Source organism: Streptosporangium sp. NBC_01469 (genome assembly GCF_036227305.1).
Taxonomy (GTDB): Bacteria; Actinomycetota; Actinomycetes; order Streptosporangiales; family Streptosporangiaceae; genus Streptosporangium.
In genome coordinates this window covers 2,207,588-2,227,466 of record NZ_CP109465.1, presented here as the reverse complement: position 1 = coordinate 2,227,466, position 19,879 = coordinate 2,207,588, and the positions used below count along the sequence as shown (strand labels likewise).

18 protein-coding genes and 1 pseudogene are annotated in these 19,879 nt (G+C 70.0%); 8 read left to right on the top strand and 11 right to left on the bottom strand.

The genetic code is table 11. The annotated features are described in order from the left end of the window. Positions 1 to 25 precede the first annotated feature (25 nt). From OG587_RS10060 to proC, 7 genes are all read right to left on the bottom strand, one after another. Entirely contained in the window at positions 26 to 910 is an 885-nt protein-coding gene (locus tag OG587_RS10060; protein WP_329089012.1) for a lysophospholipid acyltransferase family protein, read from the bottom strand. Next, the gene (locus OG587_RS10055; RefSeq protein WP_329089011.1) at positions 907 to 1,932 is read right to left on the bottom strand and encodes an NAD-dependent epimerase/dehydratase family protein; all 1,026 of its coding nucleotides are present in this window, start codon (positions 1,930 to 1,932) and stop codon (positions 907 to 909) included. Before OG587_RS10055 ends, OG587_RS10060 begins: the two co-directional genes overlap by 4 nt. A gap of 20 nt (positions 1,933 to 1,952) precedes the next feature. Then, a complete protein-coding gene (locus OG587_RS10050) occupies positions 1,953 to 2,051 on the bottom strand; it encodes a 30S ribosomal protein bS22 (RefSeq protein ID WP_018654693.1) in 99 nt (32 codons plus the stop codon). Positions 2,052 to 2,357: 306 nt separating this feature from the next. After that, complete coding sequence (locus tag OG587_RS10045) at positions 2,358 to 2,561, bottom strand: helix-turn-helix domain-containing protein (RefSeq protein WP_012887307.1); 204 nt, start codon at positions 2,559 to 2,561, stop codon at positions 2,358 to 2,360. 322 nt (positions 2,562 to 2,883) lie between these two features. Then, on the bottom strand, positions 2,884 to 3,663 hold the full coding sequence (locus OG587_RS10040; protein WP_329089003.1) for a phosphatase: 780 nt from the start codon (positions 3,661 to 3,663) through the stop codon (positions 2,884 to 2,886). A 399-nt stretch (positions 3,664 to 4,062) separates the two neighbouring features. Beyond that, the gene (locus OG587_RS10035; protein WP_329089002.1) at positions 4,063 to 5,226 is read right to left on the bottom strand and encodes an acetoin utilization protein AcuC; all 1,164 of its coding nucleotides are present in this window, start codon (positions 5,224 to 5,226) and stop codon (positions 4,063 to 4,065) included. Between the two features lie 281 nt (positions 5,227 to 5,507). Then, positions 5,508 to 6,302, bottom strand: a complete 795-nt coding sequence (gene proC / locus OG587_RS10030) for a pyrroline-5-carboxylate reductase (protein ID WP_329089000.1) — start codon at positions 6,300 to 6,302, stop codon at positions 5,508 to 5,510. Between the two features lie 202 nt (positions 6,303 to 6,504). Between proC and OG587_RS10025 the strand changes: the two genes are divergently transcribed. The 6 genes and pseudogenes from OG587_RS10025 (at position 6,505) to clpB (ending at position 14,190) form a co-directional block, all read left to right on the top strand. Then, positions 6,505 to 6,990, top strand: coding sequence for a hypothetical protein (locus OG587_RS10025; RefSeq protein ID WP_329088999.1), 486 nt, complete (start codon positions 6,505 to 6,507; stop codon positions 6,988 to 6,990). A gap of 376 nt (positions 6,991 to 7,366) precedes the next feature. Beyond that, positions 7,367 to 9,244, top strand: coding sequence for a molecular chaperone DnaK (gene dnaK / locus OG587_RS10020; RefSeq protein ID WP_329088997.1), 1,878 nt, complete (start codon positions 7,367 to 7,369; stop codon positions 9,242 to 9,244). 28 nt (positions 9,245 to 9,272) lie between these two features. Then, positions 9,273 to 9,890 (top strand): nucleotide exchange factor GrpE, encoded by a 618-nt coding sequence (gene grpE, locus OG587_RS10015; RefSeq protein WP_329088995.1) that lies wholly within the window; start codon positions 9,273 to 9,275, stop codon positions 9,888 to 9,890. 34 nt (positions 9,891 to 9,924) lie between these two features. Next, positions 9,925 to 11,124 (top strand): molecular chaperone DnaJ, encoded by a 1,200-nt coding sequence (gene dnaJ / locus OG587_RS10010; RefSeq protein ID WP_329088993.1) that lies wholly within the window; start codon positions 9,925 to 9,927, stop codon positions 11,122 to 11,124. 2 nt (positions 11,125 to 11,126) lie between these two features. Next, positions 11,127 to 11,379: pseudogene (locus OG587_RS10005) on the top strand (heat shock protein transcriptional repressor HspR); the annotation flags it as partial. Between the two features lie 228 nt (positions 11,380 to 11,607). Beyond that, positions 11,608 to 14,190 (top strand): ATP-dependent chaperone ClpB, encoded by a 2,583-nt coding sequence (gene clpB, locus OG587_RS10000; RefSeq protein ID WP_329088991.1) that lies wholly within the window; start codon positions 11,608 to 11,610, stop codon positions 14,188 to 14,190. A gap of 98 nt (positions 14,191 to 14,288) precedes the next feature. Here the strand turns inward: clpB and OG587_RS09995 are convergent, their stop codons facing one another. Beyond that, positions 14,289 to 14,963 carry a hypothetical protein gene (locus tag OG587_RS09995; protein ID WP_329088989.1) on the bottom strand — a complete coding sequence of 225 codons (675 nt, stop codon included), beginning with the start codon at positions 14,961 to 14,963 and terminating at the stop codon, positions 14,289 to 14,291. Positions 14,964 to 15,036: 73 nt separating this feature from the next. On the opposite strand from OG587_RS09995, the gene OG587_RS09990 reads away from it, so the two are divergent. Continuing rightward, on the top strand, positions 15,037 to 15,984 hold the full coding sequence (locus OG587_RS09990; protein WP_329088987.1) for a hypothetical protein: 948 nt from the start codon (positions 15,037 to 15,039) through the stop codon (positions 15,982 to 15,984). Between the two features lie 142 nt (positions 15,985 to 16,126). Here the strand turns inward: OG587_RS09990 and OG587_RS09985 are convergent, their stop codons facing one another. After that, positions 16,127 to 16,666, bottom strand: coding sequence for a hypothetical protein (locus OG587_RS09985; RefSeq protein WP_329088985.1), 540 nt, complete (start codon positions 16,664 to 16,666; stop codon positions 16,127 to 16,129). A gap of 169 nt (positions 16,667 to 16,835) precedes the next feature. Between OG587_RS09985 and OG587_RS09980 the strand changes: the two genes are divergently transcribed. Next, complete coding sequence (locus OG587_RS09980; RefSeq protein ID WP_329088983.1) at positions 16,836 to 17,546, top strand: hypothetical protein; 711 nt, start codon at positions 16,836 to 16,838, stop codon at positions 17,544 to 17,546. Positions 17,547 to 17,747: 201 nt separating this feature from the next. Here the strand turns inward: OG587_RS09980 and OG587_RS09975 are convergent, their stop codons facing one another. Then, positions 17,748 to 18,386: a TetR/AcrR family transcriptional regulator gene (locus tag OG587_RS09975; protein WP_329093804.1), complete on the bottom strand. Its 639-nt coding sequence runs from the start codon at positions 18,384 to 18,386 to the stop codon at positions 17,748 to 17,750. A 278-nt stretch (positions 18,387 to 18,664) separates the two neighbouring features. Further along, a complete protein-coding gene (locus tag OG587_RS09970) occupies positions 18,665 to 19,783 on the bottom strand; it encodes a CapA family protein (RefSeq protein ID WP_329088981.1) in 1,119 nt (372 codons plus the stop codon). Positions 19,784 to 19,879: the final 96 nt, after the last annotated feature.

Here is a 19,879-nt window from a genome sequence, read left to right as displayed (position 1 = left end):
CGCCGCCTCGAGGCTCGGAGGAGTCTCAGAGAAAGGGCGTGAAGGCGTGGCCGCGCCTGAGCCTGAGCTCGTCGAGCTGCTGCTGGACGACCTCCCTGACCTGGTCGGTGAGGTTGAAGACCAGCATGGGGTCGTCGGCGTCGGCGGGGTCGAGCTCGTCGGTGCGGATCGGCTCGCCGAAGCCGATCATCCACTTGGACGGGAGCGGCACCAGTCCGAGGAGCCCGAACCAGGGGAACAGCGGCGTGACCGGCAGGTAGGGAAGGCCGAGCGCCCTGGCCAGGAAGCGCAGGTCACCGATCTTGGGGTAGATCTCCTCCGCGCCCACGATGGCGCAGGGAACGATCGGCACGCCCGCGCGGATGGCGGAGGCGACGAAGCCGCCCCGGCCGAAGCGCTGCAGCCGGTAGCGGTCGGAGAACGGCTTGCCGACACCCTTGAAACCCTCGGGGAAGACCCCGACGATCTCGCCCTTGCGAAGCAACCGGTCGGCGTCCTCGCGGCAGGCGAGGGTGTGGCCGGTCTTGCGGGACAGGTGGCCGAGCACCGGGAGCCGGTAGACCAGGTCGGCTCCCAGGAGGCGGAGCGCGCGACGCTCGGGGTGGTCGTCGTACAGGGCCACCTGGAGCATGAGCCCGTCGAGCGGGAGGGTGCCCGAGTGGTTGGCCACGATCAGGGCCCCCGAGTCACCGGGCACGTTGCGCATGCCGACGGTCTCGGTGCGGAACCAGTGGCGGTACAGCGGGCGGATCAGCTCCAGCAGCACCCTGTCGGTGAGCTCCGGGTCGAACCCGAACTCGTCGACCTCGTACTCTCCGGTCACCCGGCGGCGCAGGAAGGCGAGCGCCTCGGCCAGCCGGTGATCGTCGTCCTCCCCGGCGTCCCCGCTCTCATCCGCCGTCTCGCTCACCCCGTCACCGGCCGGGACACCATGTCCATCAGGGCGGCGGGAAGACCTCCGGCCAGGTCACGTGCGCGGACGAAATCCTCGAAGGCCGCCGCGGTGGAGATCTTCGGCTTCCAGCCGAGAGCGGTGGACAGCGCGGTGGTGTCGACCACGCGTCCGTGGCACATCAGACGGAGTTGCTCGGGGGAGAAACCGACCAGTCCCGCGCCCCGGGCGAGCTCGCCCATGAAGCGGAAGACGGGAGAGGGGACGGGTATCGGGAGCAGGCCCGCCCTGCGCGCGCACTGCGACAGCAGCAGCACGCCGTCCCCGGCCACGTTGAACGTACCCGGGTGATCTTCCATCGCCATCCGCCGCAGCACCTCGACCGCGTCGTCCTCGTGGACGAACTGCAGCCGCGGGTCGAACCCGAACACGGTCGGCAGGACGGGCTGGGTGAAGTAACGCGTCAGCGGTGAGTCGACGCCGGGTCCCATGAAGTTGGCGAACCTGAGCGTCGACACCGCGACATCGCGCCGCCGTCTGGCGAAGCCCCGGACGTAGCCCTCCACCTCGGAGGCGTCCTTGGCGTAGCCACGGCTCGGAGGCTCTCCCGGCTCGGCGTCCTCGGTGAAGACCGCGGGGTCGTGCGGGGAGGAACCGTAGACGGCGGTGGTCGAGCGCACGACGACACGGCGAACCGTCGCGGACCGCTGACAGGCACCGAGCAACTGCATGGTGCCGATGACGTTGTGCTCCTTCATGAGTGCCCGGCCACCGCTCCTGGAAGGAGCGCTCACCAGACTCATGTGAACGACGGTGTCGATGTCGGCGGCCGCGATCACCTGGGCGATGTCGGGGCTGCGCAGGTCGACGCGGACGAACTCCGTCCGGCCGAGAGGTACGCCGCCATCACGTGAGAGCGAGGGCGGCGGCACCGTATCCACTCCGATGACCCGGTCGATGTCCGGGTCATCCGCGAGAACGCTCGCCACTCGGGCGCCGATGTGGCGCGAGACCCCGGTGACAAGCACGGTGTGGGTCATCGGCGCCTCGCAGATCCGCGCTACTTCTTGTTACGCCGCTGGATGCGGGTCTTCTTCAGAAGCTTGCGGTGCTTCTTCTTCGCCATGCGCTTACGGCGCTTCTTGATCACAGAGCCCACGGGACCCCCAGGTAGCTGGTAGCCGAGATTGTCGAACCGGTGCGCGAGAGCACACCGGCACAACAGACTACCGGCGATCCACGGTAGATCGCCCCTGGGGGGACCCCGGGCGCATGAACTCACGACGTGGCGACCACGTCGCTACCCCGATGAGACACGGACCGGCTCTCCAACGGTCATACCGGAAATCGTGCCCCGGTCAGACCGGAAGAAGCAGGACCATGAGCGGCCCAGCACGCCTGGCTCACCTCACGACCGGATCGTTCCCCCCGGCCGCTCGGCTCGACGCGTCGAGCTCACCCTGTCTCAACCTGCCTCGATGTAGGCATCCCTGAGATAATCGTGCACCGCCTGCTCCGGCACCCGGAAGGATCGACCGACCCGGATGGCCGGCAGCTCGCCCGAATGCACGAGTCGGTACACAGTCATCTTGGACACCCTCATGACAGTGGCCACTTCTGCCACCGTCAGGAACTTCACCTCGCTGAGAGGTCTTTCGCCTGCACCCATCGGACGCCTCTTCCGCACGTGTATCCGGGTTATCCCCACTGGTGCCATTGCTCACGCACGTGTACTGCCGTCAGCGTAAGTCGGGACCCCTGTCACGCAAACCCCCTATTTTCTCAGCCTTCAGAGTCCCACGTCTGCGAAACGCATGAAATCGCTGGCCAGCAGGTGGATCGTGCCCCTCGCATTGATCTTGGAACGGACCAACTGTCTCCCATTAGAGTCGCCCACAATCACCAAAAAGTTGGCAAACGGTCGGCGAGGTAGGTGGAATGCAGGCGCGAAATGCCCGTATAGGGATGACCTAATTTGCGCATCCCCCGCCTCAGAGGGCCCGCATGACCCTCTCGACCAGGTGGTGCGTCAGCGGTTCGTAATACCGTGGTAGCACGTTGTCATCAAGTGGGACGGTGACCGCGATCTTGCCCTCCGCCTCCCCGACGAAGAGGGCCGGGTCGTTGCTGTCGGCGAACCCGACCGTGAGGATGCCCGCCTCGCCCGCCGCCCCGGCCCAGCCGTGGTCGGCGATCACCAGATCGGGACGGTCCGCGTCCAGCTCGGCGATCATGGCGCGCATCGGGGCGGGGTCGTGGGTGTGCACGAAGGCGCCCTTGTCGTCGAGCATCGCGACGTCGTCCATGTAGCGGATCTTGCGCCTGCGGCCGAACCCGCTGCCCCAGTACGACCAGCCCTCGGCCGGTGACATCAGGGTCACGCCGCGTGCCCTGAGCATCCGGCCCAGGGCCATGTGGACGGTGAGCAGGCCGGTGGGGTGCCCGGTGGCGATCAGGATCCTGGGGCTCTCCCCCCGGAGCACGCCGGCGATCGTGTCGCCCATCTTCTCGGCCGCCTCGATCGTACGGTCGGGGTCGATGGTGTCCTGCCCCTCCCGGTGCCCGGGGTCGGCCACGACCCCGGCGGACTTGGCCATCAGCTCCAGCACGTCCCGGTAGGACCAGGCGCCGTCCATCGTCAGCCCGAACATGTAGTGCGGATCACGGTTGGACAGCGACCGGTAGTGGTCCAGGTTGTTCTCCCGGCTGGTCGCCACGTCACCGGCGATCCGGGTACGGACCAGGTGCTCGCGAAGCTCGGCGCGAGTCATCGGCGACGCCTCGCGCCGCGGCTCGGGTACCGGAGTCCGGTGACTTCCCTCGTCACTCATCCGCTCGCCCACCGCCGAACGCGACGCCTCGCGTCGCGGCTCAGGTGCTGGAATCCGGTGACTTCCCTCGTCACTCATCCGCTCACCCACCGCCGAACGCGGCGCTTCGCGTCGCGGCTCGGGTGCTGGAATCCGGTGACTTCCCTCGTCACTCATCCGCTCGTTCCTCGCTACTTCGTTCCTCAGTCCAGTTCACCGGCGCACCCTCGCGGGCTACTTCGTTCCTCGGTCCGGTTCACCGGCGCACCCTCACGAGCCACTTCGTTCCTCGGTCCGGTTCACCGGCGCACCCTCACGAGCCACTTCGTTCCCCGGTCCGGTTCACCGGCGGACCATGGGTCACGGAAGGGGATCAAGCCCGTGGAAGGGGAAGACGGCGTTCCTCGTCGCCATGATGGCCCGGTCGATCGGATCTGCTGGGTCATAACCAGCGGAGAAATCGCGAAATTCCGGATCTCGGCCATCAGTCAGCGTCAACGGCGCCGTCTGGTCGGTCCGTTCCTTGACGAACGTGCGCCACGCGTCGGGAGTGGCGGTCCGGGGATCGAGAGGGTGGCCCGCCACCTCCGCGATCAGGTGGGTCCACGCCCGGGGCACGACCTGCACCAGCTCGTACCCTCCGCCGCCGGTCACGACCCACCGCCCGCCCGCGGTCTCGTGGGCCAGCTCGTGCAGCGCCGCGTACGCGGCCCGCTGGCCGTCCACGCTGAGCATCAGGTTGGCCAGCGGGTCGAGGGCGTGGCTGTCGCAACCGTGCTGGGTGACCAGGATGTCGGGGGCGAACTCCCGCAGCAGCGGCGGGACCACCGCGTGGAAGGCCCTGAGCCAGCCACTGTCGCCGCATCCGGCGGGCAGGGCCACATTGACCGCGGTGCCCTCCGCGCCGCGCTCCTCAGGAAACCCCGTGCCGGGAAAGAGGGTGCGGGGACTCTCGTGCAGGCTGATGGTGAGAACCCTGGGGTCGTCGTAGAACAGCGCCTGCACGCCGTCGCCGTGGTGCACGTCCACGTCCACGTAGGCGACCCTGGACGCGCCCTGGGCCAGCAGCCACGCGATCGCCGCGGCCGGGTCGTTGTAGACGCAGAACCCGCTCGCCGCGGCGGCCATCGCGTGGTGCAGGCCGCCCGCGATGTTGACCGCGTGCTCGGCCTCGCCGCTCCACACCGCGCGGGCCGCGGCCAGGCTCGCGCCGGTGATCAGCGCGGACGCCTCGTGGACCCCGGCGAAGGCGGGATTGTCCGTGGTGCCGAGCCCGTAGGCCACATCGGGCCGCCCGGTGGCGGAGACCCGCCTCACGGCCTCGATGTAGTCGCGCTCGTGGACGAGCGCCAGCTCGTCGTCGGTGGCGGGCGCGCAGCCACCCATCTCCACCCGATCCAGCACGCCGAGCTCCCGGGCCAGCGCCATGGTCAGCTCGACCCGCACGGGCGCGAGCGGGTGCCCCGGGCCGAAGTCGTACGAGGTGAGCGCATCGTCCCAGACAACCCGCACGGACCGGCTCATGCGCACTCCCTGTCTGGTCGCGACGCCGCGCGTCACGGCCCGATCTTCCTGCTCCCGGCTCGACGTTACCGCACGTGTACGGAATGGCGTTTACGCAGCCGTCTCGGAGGAGGGACCCGTTTTGTCCGAGCGAAATATCTTGGTTCACTGCTGTCAGCGGGCCGGTTCGGCAGGCCACGCCGGACGCCCGGACACCCCGGGATCGCCGTGTCCCCGGCGCGGACGTCAGGCGGAGGAGACCCGGCGCAGCCCCCTGACGGCGGGGACCAGCAGGGGTGGGCTCAGCCCTCGGCGAGCTGGCGTCCCCGGTCCCTGGCGGCCTCGATGGCGGCCAGGAAGGCGGCACGGACGCTGTGCCGCTCCAACTCGGCGATGGCCGCGATGGTCGTACCGCCCGGCGAGGTGACCGCCTCGCGGAGGATCACCGGGTGCTCCCCCGAGTCACGGAGCATGATCGCCGCCCCGACGATCGACTGGGTGATCATGTCGAGGGCGGTGGCGCGGGGCATGCCGAGCAGGATGCCGGCGTCGACCATGGCCTCGACCAGGTAGAAGAAGTAGGCGGGACCGCTGCCAGACAGGGCCGTGGCCGCGTCCTGCTGCGACTCGGGGATGCGCAGCACCTTGCCGACCGGGCTGAACAGGTCCTCGGCTCGCTTGAGGTGCTCCTCGGAGGCGTGCGCGCCCGCCGAGATCACGCTCATCGCCTCGTCGACCAGCACCGGCGTGTTGGACATGACCCGGACCACCGGGATCTCGGCACCGAGCCGCGACTCGACGAACGAGGTCGTGATCCCCGCCGCCGCCGAGACCACCAGGCGGTCGGCCGGGATGTGCCCCGCGATCTCGGCGAGCAGGGCCCCCATGTCCTGCGGCTTGACCGCGAGGATGATCGTGTCCGCGTCCTTGGCCGCCTCGGCGTTGGAGGCCACCCGCACGCCGTACCGCTCCGCGAGGGCCTGGCCCCGCTCGGCGCGCCGCGCCGTCGCGATCACGTCGCCCGGCTTGAACCCGGCCCTGAGCAGCCCGGACAGCAGGGCCTCCCCCATCTTGCCGGTTCCAAGAATCGCGATCATGTGAGCACCTCGAAATAGTGGATCGGAACTCCCCGCAGCCTATCGGCCCCGCCACCGGAGGGAATCATCCCGGCCACCGGCGGGAATCATTCCGCGTAACCGCCACCGGTGACGTGTGGCCACCCATCTCGACGATCGTGGTGATGTGATGTCGGAGCGTCCTGAACCTCTCCCGGCCCCGATCCGTCTTAGGGGTATGCGTATGATCGCGACCTCTATCCTGGCCGGAAGCCTTCTGCTGGCACCGGGCTGCGGCACCGAACCCAGCGCCACGATCGCCGCCTCTCCCTCGCGACCGATGAGTCAGGCCACCTCCATCCCCGGCAGCCCCTCCGCGCCGGCGGGCCACAGCGTGGCTCCCCGGGAGGAGCCCACGAGCGGTGCTCCCAAACCGACGAAACCCGAGGGCCACACCGACAACCCCCGCAAGGTCAGGTGGCTGAAGGCCAAGCCGTCCCAGGACGGCCGGAGCCTGCGGATCACCTGGTGGTCCGGAGTGGAGCCGTGCAACGTGCTCGACCGGGTCACCGTGCGCGAGACCTCCAAGCGGGTGACCGTCACCCTCTGGGAGGGTCCGAGCAGCAAGGCCCAGAACGTCGCCTGCATCGAGATCGCCATCCAGAAGGTGACGACCGTCAAGCTCAAGAAGCCCCTCGGCTCCCGCAAGGTGGTCGACGGCGCCCGCTGACGCGGCCCCTCGCAACGAAGACGCCATAGACGGCGAAGACACCGGAGACGGCGGAAGACGCCATGCCGGAGTACGCCCCTCGCGGGCGGCGGTGGCCGAGCCACCCTTCTTCGGGGCGAACCTCGTCCCGGGGGAAGGGCCGGGCGTCGCACGAGTCCCATGGGCGGTGATCTGACGGCTCCGGTCACCGCCCGGGAACATTCGCGCTCGTTCCCTCGTCAGAGGGGATGGCGGGCACCATTTTGCCTCCCCGTAAACCGGGAATGCCGCCGCGCGGCCGAAGGTTGAGCCCAGTAGACTCAAGTCGTTTGACAAACGTCACACGAGGTTCCACTATGAGTCTCATCGACTCAACTTTGACTACAAGGACGTACTCATGGCACGTGCGGTAGGTATCGACCTGGGGACGACCAACTCCGTCGTCTCGATTCTTGAGGGCGGTGAGCCCACCGTCATCGCCAACGCTCAGGGTTCGCGGACCACGCCGTCCGTCGTCGCGTTCGCGAAGAACGGCGAGGTCCTCGTCGGAGAGGTCGCCAAGCGGCAGGCCGTCACCAACGTCGACCGGACGATTCGCTCGGTCAAGCGCGAGATGGGCACCAACTGGTCCGTCGAGATCGACGGCAAGAAGTCCAACCCGCAGCAGATCAGCGCGTTCGTCCTGCAGAAGCTGAAGCAGGACGCCGAAGCCTACCTGGGCGAGAAGATCACCGACGCGGTGATCACCGTTCCCGCCTACTTCAACGACGCCCAGCGCCAGGCCACCCAGGAAGCCGGCACCATCGCCGGCCTGAACGTGCTGCGCATCATCAACGAGCCCACCGCTGCGGCGCTCGCCTACGGCCTCGACAAGGAGAAGGACGAGACCATCCTCGTCTTCGACCTCGGCGGCGGCACCTTCGACGTGTCCCTGCTCGACGTCGGCCAGGAGGACGGCCACGGCTTCGTCGAGGTCAAGGCCACCAGCGGCGACAACCACCTCGGTGGCGACGACTGGGACCAGCGCGTCGTGGACGAGCTGGCCAACCGGTTCAAGAACGCGCACGGCGTCGACCTGACCAAGGACAAGATGGCCCTGCAGCGCCTGCGCGAGGCCGCTGAGAAGGCCAAGATCGAGCTCTCCAGCCAGTCGGAGACCTCCATCAACCTCCCCTACATCACCGCCTCGGCCGAGGGTCCCCTCCACCTGGAGGAGAAGCTCACCCGCGCCGAGTTCCAGCGGATCACCGCCGACCTCCTCGAGCGGTGCAAGGGCCCGTTCAACCAGGTCGTCAAGGACGCCGGGATCAAGGTCTCCGACATCGCCCACGTGGTGCTCGTCGGCGGCTCGACCCGCATGCCCGCCGTGGCCGAGCTCGTCAAGGAGCTGACCGCGGGCCAGGAGCCCAACAAGGGCGTCAACCCGGACGAGGTCGTGGCCATCGGCGCCGCCCTGCAGGCCGGCGTGCTCAAGGGCGAGGTCAAGGACGTCCTGCTGCTCGACGTGACCCCGCTGAGCCTGGGCATCGAGACCAAGGGCGGGATCTTCACCAAGATCATCGAGCGCAACACCACGATCCCGACCAAGCGCTCCGAGGTCTTCACCACGGCCGAGGACAACCAGCCGTCGGTGCAGATCCAGGTCTACCAGGGCGAGCGCGAGATCGCCGCGTACAACAAGAAGCTGGCCACCTTCGAGCTGACCGGCATCGCCCCGGCGCCGCGCGGCATCCCGCAGATCGAGGTCACCTTCGACATCGACGCCAACGGCATCGTCAACGTCTCCGCCAAGGACCTCGGCACCGGCAAGGAGCAGACGATGACGATCACCGGCGGCTCCGCGCTGCCGAAGGACGACATCGAGCGCATGATGCGCGAGGCCGAGTCCTACGCCGAGGAGGACAAGAAGCGCCGCGAAGAGGCCGAGGTCCGCAACAACGCCGACTCGCTCGTCTACCAGACCGAGAAGTTCCTCGGCGAGAACGCCGAGAAGGTCCCCGACGACATCAAGACCGAGGTCAACGAGGCCGTCGCCGAGCTCAAGAAGGCTCTGGAGGGCACCGACTCGTCCGTGATCCGCACCTCCGCGGAGAAGCTCGCCACGGTCAGCCAGAAGATGGGGTCCGCCATCTACGCCCAGGCGCAGGGGTCCGAGGCCTCGGCCGGTGCCGGCGCTCCCGGCGCGGACGCCGGCGACGGGCAGAAGTCCGACGACGACGTGGTCGAGGCCGAGATCGTGGACGACGAGCCGAAGCGCGACAGCGGCGCCAAGTGACGGTCGGAAAGCCGAGGGGAGCACCAGCGTGAGCACGCGCGAGAACGGTTCCGAGGAGGAGCCGGTGATCCGCGACAACCGGAAGATAGACCCGGAGACGGGGCAGGTACGCGAGGCGAAGCCGGCCGAGACCACGGGCCAGAACGACAAGGAGCAGGCGTCCGACAGGCCGCCGTCCTCCCTGGCGTCCGACCTGGCCTCGATCGAGCTGGCCACCCAGCTCGCCGAGCGCACCGCGGACCTGCAGCGCCTTCAGGCCGAGTATTCCAACTATCGCAAGCGGGTCGAGCGGGACCGCGTGGCGGTCAAGGAGCAGGCGGTGGCCGGCGTGCTGGCCGAGCTGCTGCCGGTCCTCGACGACATCGGCCGGGCCCGCGACCACGGGGAGCTGACCGGCGGTTTCGCCAAGGTGAGCGAGTCGCTGGAGGCGGCCACCGGGAAGCTGGGGCTGAGCACCTTCGGCACCAAGGGTGAGCCGTTCGACCCGACGGTGCACGAGGCTCTGATGCACAGCTACTCCCCCGACGTCACGGAGCCGACCTGCGTGGAGATCCTGCAGCCCGGTTACCGGATCGGCGAGCGAGTGCTCCGCCCCGCGCGCGTCGCGGTCGCGGAGCCAGAAGAGCCCGCCGCGGACGACAACTGACACCCCCACATCTGATCTCTGAGAAGGAACGTAGATGAGCACCAAGGACTACCTGGAGAAGGACTACTACGCCGTCCTTGGTGTGCCCAAGACCGCTACGGCCGACGAGATCAAGAAGGCGTACCGGAAGCTGGCCAGGCAGTATCACCCGGACGCCAACCCCGGCAGCTCGACGGCCTCCGAGAGCACCGCCAAGTTCAAGGAGGTCTCGGAGGCGTACGACATCCTTTCCGACACCAAGCGCCGCAAGGAGTACGACGAGGCGCGGACGCTGTTCGGATCGGGCCTCGGCGGCTACGCCGGGGGCGGGGGGGCTCCGCGCTCGGGCGGTTTCCCGTTCGACCTGGGGGACCTGTTCGGGGGGACCGGCCAGCAGCAGCAGAGCGGCACCGGAGAGCGCATCGGCGACATCTTCGGCGGGCTCTTCAACCGGGGCGGCGCGAGCCGCCCCGGGGGGACCGCGACCAGGGCGCGGCGCGGCCAGGACATCGAGTCCGAGGTCTCGCTCTCCTTCTCCGAGGCGGTGGAGGGCACCACGGTGTCGCTCCGCCTGACCAGTTCCTCCGCGTGCAACGGATGCGGAGGCACCGGCGCCAAGGCCGGAACCACCCCGCGGGTCTGCCCGACCTGCGAGGGCACCGGGGCGGCCAGCCGCAACCTCGGCAACTTCGCCTTCTCCGAGCCGTGCCGCGACTGCAAGGGCCGCGGCCTGCTGGTGGACGACCCGTGCCCGGTGTGCGACGGGAGCGGGCGGGGCAAGAGCACCCGCACGATCCAGGCCCGCATCCCGGCGGGGGTCGGCGACAACCAGCGCATCAAGCTCAAGGCCAAGGGCGCGCCCGGCGAGAACGGCGGTCCCGCCGGTGACCTCTACGTCCAGATCCACGTCAAGCCGCACCCCGTGTTCGGCAGGACGGGAGAGAACCTGACGGTCACCGTCCCGGTGACCTTCACCGAGGCCGCGCTGGGCGCCGAGATCAAGGTGCCGATCCTGAAGGGGCTGCCGGTCACGCTGCGCATCCCCGAGGGCACCCCGAACGGCCGCACCTTCCGGGTGCGCGGCAGGGGCGTGGCGCGCAAGGACGGCACCAAGGGCGACCTGCTCGCCACGATCGAGGTCCTGGTGCCGCAGCAACTGGAGGACAAGGCGAGGGGCGCCCTTGAGGAGTTCCGCGACGCCACCTCGGGTGGTGACCCGCGGGCGGACCTGATCGAACAGGCCAGAAGCGAGTAGCCATGGAAGCCAACTACTTCGATCTGTCGGACGACACACCCGTCTACGTGATCTCGGTGGCCGCCCAGCTGTCGGGTCTGCATCCGCAGACCCTGCGCCAGTACGACCGTCTCGGCCTGGTCAGTCCGGGCCGTACGGCGGGACGCGGACGCCTGTACTCCACCCGCGACATCGTGATGCTCCGCGAGGTCCAGCGGCTCTCCCAGGAGGAGGGCATCAACCTCGCGGGCATCAAGCGAATCCTGGTCCTCGAGACGGAGGCCCTGCGCCTGCGTGACGAGAACCACCGCCTGCGCGCGGAGATGAACATGATCCGCGCGCTCATCCAGTACCAGCTGCCCCCCGCCTGAGACTCCGTCCCGCGCCTTGGGGACGCACCTGTGACCGGGCCCGTGAGAACGCGTCGGCGCACAGGGCTCCGTGAGGACGCGCCGGGCCGGCGTCGCCATCGAACACAGCACTTTCGAGTGAGGCCTGACAAGCATGGACTACAAGCTCACCCAGAAGAGCCAGGCGGCGGTCTCCTCCGCCATCAGGCGGGCGGCCGCCGAAGGCAATCCCGAGGTCGCCCCGGCCCACCTGTTCACCGCGCTGCTCACCCAGACCGGTGGCACCGCCGTACCCCTGCTCGAAGCGGTGGGCGCCGACTGGAAGCAGCTGAAGGTCGAGGCCGAGAAGCAGCTCTCGGCCCTGCCGAAGGCGCAGGGCTCCACGGTCAGCGCCCCGTCGAGCTCCCGGCAGCTGCTCACCGTGATGAACACCGCGGCCCAGCGGGCCCGCGGGCTTGAGGACGACTACGTCTCGACCGAGCACCTGCTGGTCGGTCTCGCCACCGACGGCGGCCCCGTCGCCACGCTGCTCAAGGCGAACGGCGCGAGCCCGAACGCGCTGCTCGACGCCTTCGAGAAGGTGCGCGGGCACGCCAGGGTGACCAGCGAGACGCCGGAGGACACCTACCAGGCGCTGGAGAAGTACGGGATCGACCTGACCGAGCGGGCCAGGGCGGGCAAGCTCGACCCGGTGATCGGCCGCGACTCGGAGATCCGGCGCGTCATCCAGGTGCTCAGCCGCCGTACCAAGAACAACCCGGTGCTCATCGGCGAGCCCGGCGTCGGCAAGACCGCCGTGGTGGAGGGGCTGGCCCAGCGGATCGTCGCGGGCGACGTCCCCTCCAGCCTGCGCGACAAGCGCCTGATCGCGCTCGACCTCAGCGCGATGGTCGCCGGCGCCAAGTACCGCGGCGAGTTCGAGGAGCGCCTCAAGGCGGTGCTCGGTGAGATCAAGGAGAGTGACGGCCAGGTCGTCACCTTCATCGACGAGCTGCACACCATGGTCGGGGCGGGTGCCGCCGAGGGCGCGATGGACGCGGGCAACATGCTCAAGCCCATGCTGGCCCGCGGCGAGCTGCGGATGATCGGCGCGACCACGCTGGACGAGTACCGCGAGCGCATCGAGAGGGACCCGGCGCTGGAGCGGCGGTTCCAGCAGGTCTACGTGGGCGAGCCCACCGTCGAGGACACCATCGCCATCCTGCGCGGCCTCAAGGGCCGCTACGAGGCGCACCACCAGGTTCAGATCTCCGACGGCGCGCTCGTGGCCGCCGCGGCGCTCTCCGACCGCTACATCACCTCCCGCTTCCTGCCCGACAAGGCGATCGACCTCGTCGACGAGGCGGCCTCCCGGCTCCGTATGGAGATCGACTCCCGTCCGGTGGAGATCGACCAGCTCCAGCGGAACGTCGACCGGATGAAGATGGAGGAGCTGGCGCTCGCCAAGGAGACCGACGAGAGCAGCCTGCAGAGACTGGAGCGGCTCCGCGGGGAACTCGCCGACCGCCAGGAGGACCTCAACGCCCTGGTCGGCCGCTGGGAGCAGGAGAAGGCGGGGCTCAACCGGGTCGGTGACCTGAAGAAGCAGATCGACGAGGTGCGCGGCGCCGCCGAGCGCGCGCAGCGCGACGGCGACTTCGAGGCCGCCTCGCGGCTGATGTACGCCGAGGTGCCCAAGCTGGAGGCCGAGCTCGCCGAGGCCAGCAAGGCCGCCCAGCCAGAGGACCCCATGGTCAAGGAGGAGGTCGGCTCCGACGACATCGCCCAGGTGATCTCCTCGTGGACCGGCATCCCCGCGGGCCGGCTGCTTGAGGGCGAGACCAGCAAGCTGCTCCGTATGGAGGAGGAGCTCGGCAGGCGGCTGATCGGCCAGCGGCAGGCGGTCGAGGCGGTCTCCGACGCCGTACGGCGGGCGCGGGCGGGCATCTCCGACCCGGACCGGCCGACCGGCAGCTTCCTGTTCCTCGGCCCGACGGGTGTCGGCAAGACGGAGCTGGCCAAGGCCCTGGCGGACTTCCTGTTCGACGACGAGCGGGCGATGGTCCGCATCGACATGAGCGAGTACGGCGAGAAGCACAGCGTCGCGCGCCTGGTGGGGGCCCCTCCCGGCTACGTGGGCTACGAGGAGGGCGGCCAGCTCACCGAGGCCGTCCGGCGCAGGCCCTACGGCGTGGTGTTGCTGGACGAGGTCGAGAAGGCCCACCCGGAGGTCTTCGACATCCTGCTCCAGGTGCTCGACGACGGGCGGCTCACCGACGGGCAGGGCCGGACGGTCGACTTCCGCAACGTGATCCTGATCCTCACCTCCAACATCGGCTCGCAGTTCCTCGTGGACCCGGGCATGGCGAAGGAGGCCCAGCGGACCGCCGTGATGGCCGCGGTCAGGAGCGCGTTCAAGCCGGAGTTCCTCAACCGGCTCGACGACGTGATCCAGTTCGACGCGCTCGGCACGGAGGAGCTGTCCAGGATCGTGGACCTGCAGGTGACCCACCTGGCCAGGCGCCTGGCGGACCGGCGACTCACCCTGACCGTGACCCCCGCGGCGCGCGACTGGCTGGCGCTGACGGGCTACGACCCGCTGTACGGCGCGCGTCCGCTCCGCCGCCTCGTCCAGTCCGCGATCGGCGACAAGCTGGCCAAGGAGGTGCTCTCCGGCGAGGTCCAGGACGGCGACGAGGTGCTGGTCGACCTCGACGAGACGAGCGACTCCCTGGTCATCGGCCCGGTGCGGGCCTGACCGCGACCGGACGTGGCCCGGTAATGGCTTGACCACCATTGAGCTAAGCGCGCCCCTGAACGAGACCCCCCTGTTACGTTCGGTTTTCGTCGGATTACCTAACGCAACAGGGGGATGCGCATGTCGAACTCATCACGGAACATCCGGGGAGTCCTCGCGGCGGCGGTGCTCACGGTCGGCGCCGGCCTGACGATGGCCTCTCCGGCTTCGGCGCAGGTCGTGCCCTGCCAGGAGCCGGGCACAACGGCGGGGGTGCTGGGGGCGCCGGGAGCGGTGGAGCCCGAGTGCGAGGAGACCGGCGCCGTCGGGACCGCCGCGACCCCCGAGGGGGCACAGACCGCGAGCGGCGTCGTGACGCCGCTGATCACGGACGACGCCGTGACGCTGCCGGCCGCGAGCACCGGTGAGGCGCAGACGGCGGCGGGCGGCACGGAGCTGCCCGCGACGGAGACGCCCGCGACGGTGAGCAGCGTGGAGACGCCCGCAGCGGTGAGCAGCGTGGAGACGCCCGCAGCGGTGAGCAGCGTGGAAACGCCCGCGACGCCGACGACGACGAGCGGCGCGGAGACGATGCCCGCGATGCCCGCGACGATGAGTGGCGCGGAGACGCCGGTGCTCGCGGCCGGTGCCGGGGCACCGGTGGCCGCGACCGTCGGTGAGACGTCCGTGACCGCGGACCGGCTCGCACGCGTCACCGGCCTGCCCGAGCTCTCCCTCTCCCAGCCCTCCGCCGTGGTCAGCTTCGCCGACGCCGGGGGCGTCGCCGCGGGCACCGGCTTCCACACCCTGCCCTTCGGGCTGTCAAGTCTTCCCGGTCACGAGTGGACGAACTCGTGGGTGAGTGTCATGGCCGAGGCACCGGACCTGCCCGGCCTGCCGGGCACGCCTGGCGCTCCCGGCGACGGCATCAGCTGGCTGCGGGCCCCGGCACCCCCGGCGCCCAGCGAGCTCATCGAGGCACCGGCCGCACCGGATGTGGCGGTCGCGCCGATCGCAGCGGATGCACCGGTCACGCCGGCCGCGCCGATCGCAGCAGTCGCGGCGGATGCGCCGGTCACGCCGGTCACGGCGGATGCACCGGTCGCGGCGGATGCACCGGTCACGGCGGTCACGCCGGTCACGGCGGTCGCACCGGTCACGCCAGATGCATCGGTCACGCTGGCCGCGCCGGTCGCAGCGGATGCGGCGGTCGCGCCGATCGCAGCGGATGCACCGGTCACGCCGGCCGCGCCGATCGCAGCGGATGCGCCGGTCGCAGCAGTCGCGGCGGATGTGCCGGTCACGCCGGTCACGGCGGATGCACCCGTCGCGGCGGTCACGCCGGTCACGCCGGTCGCACCGGTCACGCCAGATGCACCGGTCACGCTGGCCGCGCCGATCGCAGCGGATGCGCCGGTCGCACCGGTCGCGGCGGTCACGCCGGTCGCACTGGCCGCGCCAGCCACGCTGGCCACGCTGGCCAACGAGCCCGCATCCCCGATGTCGGCCCCCACCCCGACGGACGCCGTCACCGAGAACCTGCCGACGGCCGACATGCCCGCCGCCAGTGCGCCCTCCCCCGACATGCCCGCGGTGGAGCCGCCGGCCGCCGTAAACCCGGAGCCCCCCGCGCTGCCGGACGCTCCCGCGGCCGGCGAGGCCACGACGGAGAGCACCACGAGCGAGGCCACGACGAGCGAGGCCACGACGGAAGGCACCACGGGCGGCACCACTGCGGAGGGCACCGCGGCGGTTCCCGCCCTTCCCGCCCTTCCCTCGCTGGAGGGGACGCTCCCGGCCCTCGACGCGAAGTAAGCGCGAAGTAGGAGGCGGTGAATCGGCCACCGGTCCGCGGACCGGTACGGATCCACCGCCAAACCGTAGCGGGGGAGGGTCGTGCCTCACGGGGCACGGCCCTCCCCTGCCGCGTGTCAGGTCGGCGGGGCCGGGGGAGTCGTCAGTGCGAGGCGTCCAGGAGGGCGTCGAGCTCGTCCTCGGGGAGGCCGAGGTCGACGCGGATCCGGTAGCGGGTTCTGAGCAGGGCGATGTGCTCGCCGCTGCCCTCCACCGCCCGGTGCGCCCCCTCGGTGGCCCACTGATGGGCCTCTCCCAGGTCGCCGTAGGCGACGAGGGTCTCGGCGACCGTGAGGGCGGTGGCCGCGGTGACGTCACCGACGGCGCGGATCGCCGCGATCACCTCCCTCGCCTCGTCCGGCCGTTCGAGCTCGAAGAGGGTGTCGGCGATCCCTGCCCGAGGATCGACGCTCACCTCGCCGCCGTCGTCCATCGCCCGCTGGAAGCAGTCGAAGGCCCGGGCCGGCTGTCCGGCCTGCCGCCACTCCTCGGCGGCGAGCACGAGGATCGCCGCCCGTGATATGTCGCCGGACGCGTACGCCTCGACCAGGGCTTCGAGTCGTCGGGCCAGGTCTTCGTGATCGTCGGCCAGAAGTGCCTGCTCAAGCAATCGATCAAGTTGCTCACGTGTCACATGCGCCACATCGCGAGAGTACCGAGCGACGCTCGACCGCGTACGGCCAACGGCAGGTATTGGCCACGTTACCTTAGGCAAACGAACGACTACGCTGCGCGTTTTTCCCCAGCAAAACGGGCATATGAGCAACGAGTCCTGCCAGAGGAGAGTGTCACGGGGAGGAGCCGCGATGGGCATGTCCAAGCAGACATCGTTCACGTTGATGCTCCTCCTGGCCTTCTCGGTGATCGTTCCGGGGTCCGCCGGATACCTGTCGGTCAAGATGGAGGAGCTCGGGCAGGCCCACCGGGAGCTGGTCACCCTGGAGAACCGGATCCGTGACGAGAGGCTCGCCGCCCGGATCAAGAAAGTCGAACGAACCCGCCGGGACCGGCGGCTCCAGCCGGTCATCGCGTCCGACGGCGAGCCCTGCGATCCCCCCGGAAGGTCCCGCGACGAGCCGGGGACGCGGTCGTCCGGGCCCGCGGCGGTCGTGCCGGTGCCGGTGGCGGACGCGGGACGGCCGCACGAGAAGCGGCTGCGCGCGCGGAGACACGTCGTCCAGAGACACGTCCCGCAGGCACAGAACGCCCGGGAACGGGACGCGCGCGCACCGGACACGCGGGGGCCGGGAACGCCGTGGCAGGACGTACGGGAGCCCGCGGAGCAGAGACTGACGGCGCAGGGGCGCCCCGGGGCCGGGATGACCGGCGAGGCCGCTCCCCTGGAGCGGTGGTCCCAGCTCGAACGCCGGGGCAGGCGGCATCAGGAGGGGGAGGCACGGGAGGAGCACGCGTCCACCGCGCCGGACGCGGTCGGCGTCGAGAGCCCGCCGGAGGGCACCGGCGCGTCCCCCGGCGAGGGTTCCCCTCCCGGCCCCTCTCAGACCGGGACGCGGGCAAACTGACGGCTCGGCTCCCGGGCCCCTCAGACCGAGACTCGGGTGAACTGACGGTTCAGCCCTCGGGCCCCTCAAGTCAAGACACGGACGAACCGACGGCTCGGCTCCCGGCTCCTCTCGGACCGGGACGCGGGCGAACCGACGGCTCGGCTCCCGGCCTCCTCAGACCGAGACTCGGGCGAACCGACGGCTCGATCCTCGAACGCCTCAGGCCGAGACGCGGGCGAACTGACGGTTCAGGTAGCCGCGGATGAGGCGCTTGGCCTCGGCCACGATCTCCGGGGCACCGTTCGGATCGCGTCGGAAGGCCAGCTTGAGCACGGCGTCCCCGGCCTCCACCGCGACGAGGATCGCCAGGTCGAACTCCTCGCTGTCGGCCAGCCCGTACTCCTCCAGGAGAAGGCCGCGCAACCGTCCGGCGATCACCGTGTTGTTGTCGGACCCGGCGTCGAGCAGGTTGAGGTCGACCACGTCGCCGAAGTGCAGGGACCGGAAACCCGGGACGGTCCTGTGCATCTCCACGTACTCGTCGATGATCGCGTCGACCGCGTCCCACCAGCCCTTGTAGTCCTCCGACAGGAAGCGCCGGCCGATCCGGGAGACGAACCCCTCCACGTGGCGCCGGGTCACCGCCTGGGTGAGGGCCCGCTTGTCGGGGAAGAACTGGTAGACCGAACCGATCGCGACCCCCGCGCGTTCGGCGATCCTCGTGGTGGAGAGCGCGTCGTAGCCGATCTCGTCCAGCAGGTCGGCACACGCGTCGAGCATCCGCTCGACACGTCGCGCGCTCCGTCGTTGGGTGGGTTGACGCCGCAGTGGAGCCTCTCCGGGCTCCTCGCAGGACATGGTGGACACCACACCATCTTGCCCCTCTGACACGCCGGGGTCAGTGCTTATTCGTCAATCGCGAGATTTCTCCACCCCCGGTGAGCCGGACGAACCCGGCGCGGCGACGCGTGAGCGCCGGGGAGGTCCGCGAGAGCGTGTGGCCGATCCCGCCCTCCGCGTTCACGGCGACGACGGGCGGGGTCACGGTGACGGCGCGGACGATGCCGGCCCGCCGCGTCACGGCCCCCTGTCGCACGGGGTGTCCGGAACGTCTTCCGTCGCCGCTCCGGCCGGGACTACCCGGACCGGCCGGGCCTGGCGGTCAGGCCGGTGCAGTCGCGCAGTGCCTTCCAGCCCGCGATGGCCTGCTGCCGCCCGGTCCCGGTGATCGGGACCGGCACCCCGCCCTGGATGGTGGCCGGGGTCCACTGGTCCTTGAGCACCTTGCGGCCGTTGATCGTCAGGGTGAGCACGCCGGTCCTGCCGGTGTCCGGACCCCAGTTGTAGAAGACGAAGTTGCCCAGGCCGTAGCTGACGTAGCTGTTCTTCAGGTATCCGGCGCCGAGCAGGATGTGCGCGTGTCCGCCGACGACGACGTCCGCCCCGGCCGCGACCAGTCTGGGCGCCAGGCCGCGCTGTGCCTCGTTGGGGCACTTCTGCAACTCGGTGCCCCAGTGCAGGTGGACGATCACGGTGTCGGAGTTCTTGCGCGCCCTGCGCACCTCCTGGATCAGCCGTTCCTCGTCCTTGGCCGAGGCGAGGCCGCCCTGGTCGCCGGAGGCCGTCCACGCCTGGACGAACTCCGCGTCCAGCACCTGGGTCGCGCCGATGATGGCGACGCGGTTGCCGTTCACGGTCGTCCGCCACGGCTTGTACGCCTCGGCCTCGTTCCTGCCCACGCCCACGACGGGGAACTTGGATCGTTTGATGGCGGCGAGGGAGTCCTTCAGCCCGCTCTGCATGTAGTCCATACCGTGGTTGTTCGCCAGGGAGGCGATGTCCACCCCGGACGCCTTCAGCGCGGTGAGCGCCGCCGCCGGGGCGCGGAAGGTGAACTGCTTGCCGGGAGCGGGGGTGCCGCCGGTGGTGATCGCGGTCTCCAGATTGACCATCGCCAGGTCAGAGCGCTTGAGCACCTTGGCGATCGGGCCGAGCGCGGTCTTCGGATCGGCGTTCAGCCGGGTTCGCAACACGCCCTCGAAGTGCACGTCCCCGCCGAAGGAGATGGTGTACGGTCTGCGCTCGGGCGTGGGGGTGAGGGTGGGGGTGGCCTCGGCCTGTTCGGTGGGCTTCTCCACGACGTCGGGGGACGGTTCCGGGGCGGCCGACTCGGCTGCCGAGCAGGCCGCGAGAAGCACGGCTGAGGCGGCGGCCGTGGCGGCCAGGGCGAGGCGGCGAGCTGTGTACGTGTCCATCGGTATTCGAGGATGCCACTTCACCCATCGCCTGTGTCAGAACTCGCCCTACCAGATTTGTTTCCCCAAAACTGGAGTTGCTCACTAACTTGAATG

Excerpts from the sequence above, each read along its gene's own strand:
- OG587_RS10055 (WP_329089011.1), bottom strand. The coding sequence starts at position 1,932 with ATGACCCACACCGTGCTTGTCACCGGGGTCTCGCGCCACATCGGCGCC.
- OG587_RS10045 (WP_012887307.1), bottom strand. The coding sequence starts at position 2,561 with ATGGGTGCAGGCGAAAGACCTCTCAGCGAGGTGAAGTTCCTGACGGTG.
- OG587_RS10040 (WP_329089003.1), bottom strand. The coding sequence starts at position 3,663 with ATGACTCGCGCCGAGCTTCGCGAGCACCTGGTCCGTACCCGGATCGCC.
- OG587_RS10035 (WP_329089002.1), bottom strand. The coding sequence starts at position 5,226 with ATGAGCCGGTCCGTGCGGGTTGTCTGGGACGATGCGCTCACCTCGTAC.
- proC (WP_329089000.1), bottom strand. The coding sequence starts at position 6,302 with ATGATCGCGATTCTTGGAACCGGCAAGATGGGGGAGGCCCTGCTGTCC.
- OG587_RS10025 (WP_329088999.1), top strand. The coding sequence starts at position 6,505 with ATGATCGCGACCTCTATCCTGGCCGGAAGCCTTCTGCTGGCACCGGGC.
- dnaK (WP_329088997.1), top strand. The coding sequence starts at position 7,367 with ATGGCACGTGCGGTAGGTATCGACCTGGGGACGACCAACTCCGTCGTC.
- dnaJ (WP_329088993.1), top strand. The coding sequence starts at position 9,925 with ATGAGCACCAAGGACTACCTGGAGAAGGACTACTACGCCGTCCTTGGT.
- clpB (WP_329088991.1), top strand. The coding sequence starts at position 11,608 with ATGGACTACAAGCTCACCCAGAAGAGCCAGGCGGCGGTCTCCTCCGCC.
- OG587_RS09990 (WP_329088987.1), top strand. The coding sequence starts at position 15,037 with ATGGCCGAGGCACCGGACCTGCCCGGCCTGCCGGGCACGCCTGGCGCT.
- OG587_RS09980 (WP_329088983.1), top strand. The coding sequence starts at position 16,836 with ATGTCCAAGCAGACATCGTTCACGTTGATGCTCCTCCTGGCCTTCTCG.
- OG587_RS09975 (WP_329093804.1), bottom strand. The coding sequence starts at position 18,386 with ATGTCCTGCGAGGAGCCCGGAGAGGCTCCACTGCGGCGTCAACCCACC.
- OG587_RS09970 (WP_329088981.1), bottom strand. The coding sequence starts at position 19,783 with ATGGACACGTACACAGCTCGCCGCCTCGCCCTGGCCGCCACGGCCGCC.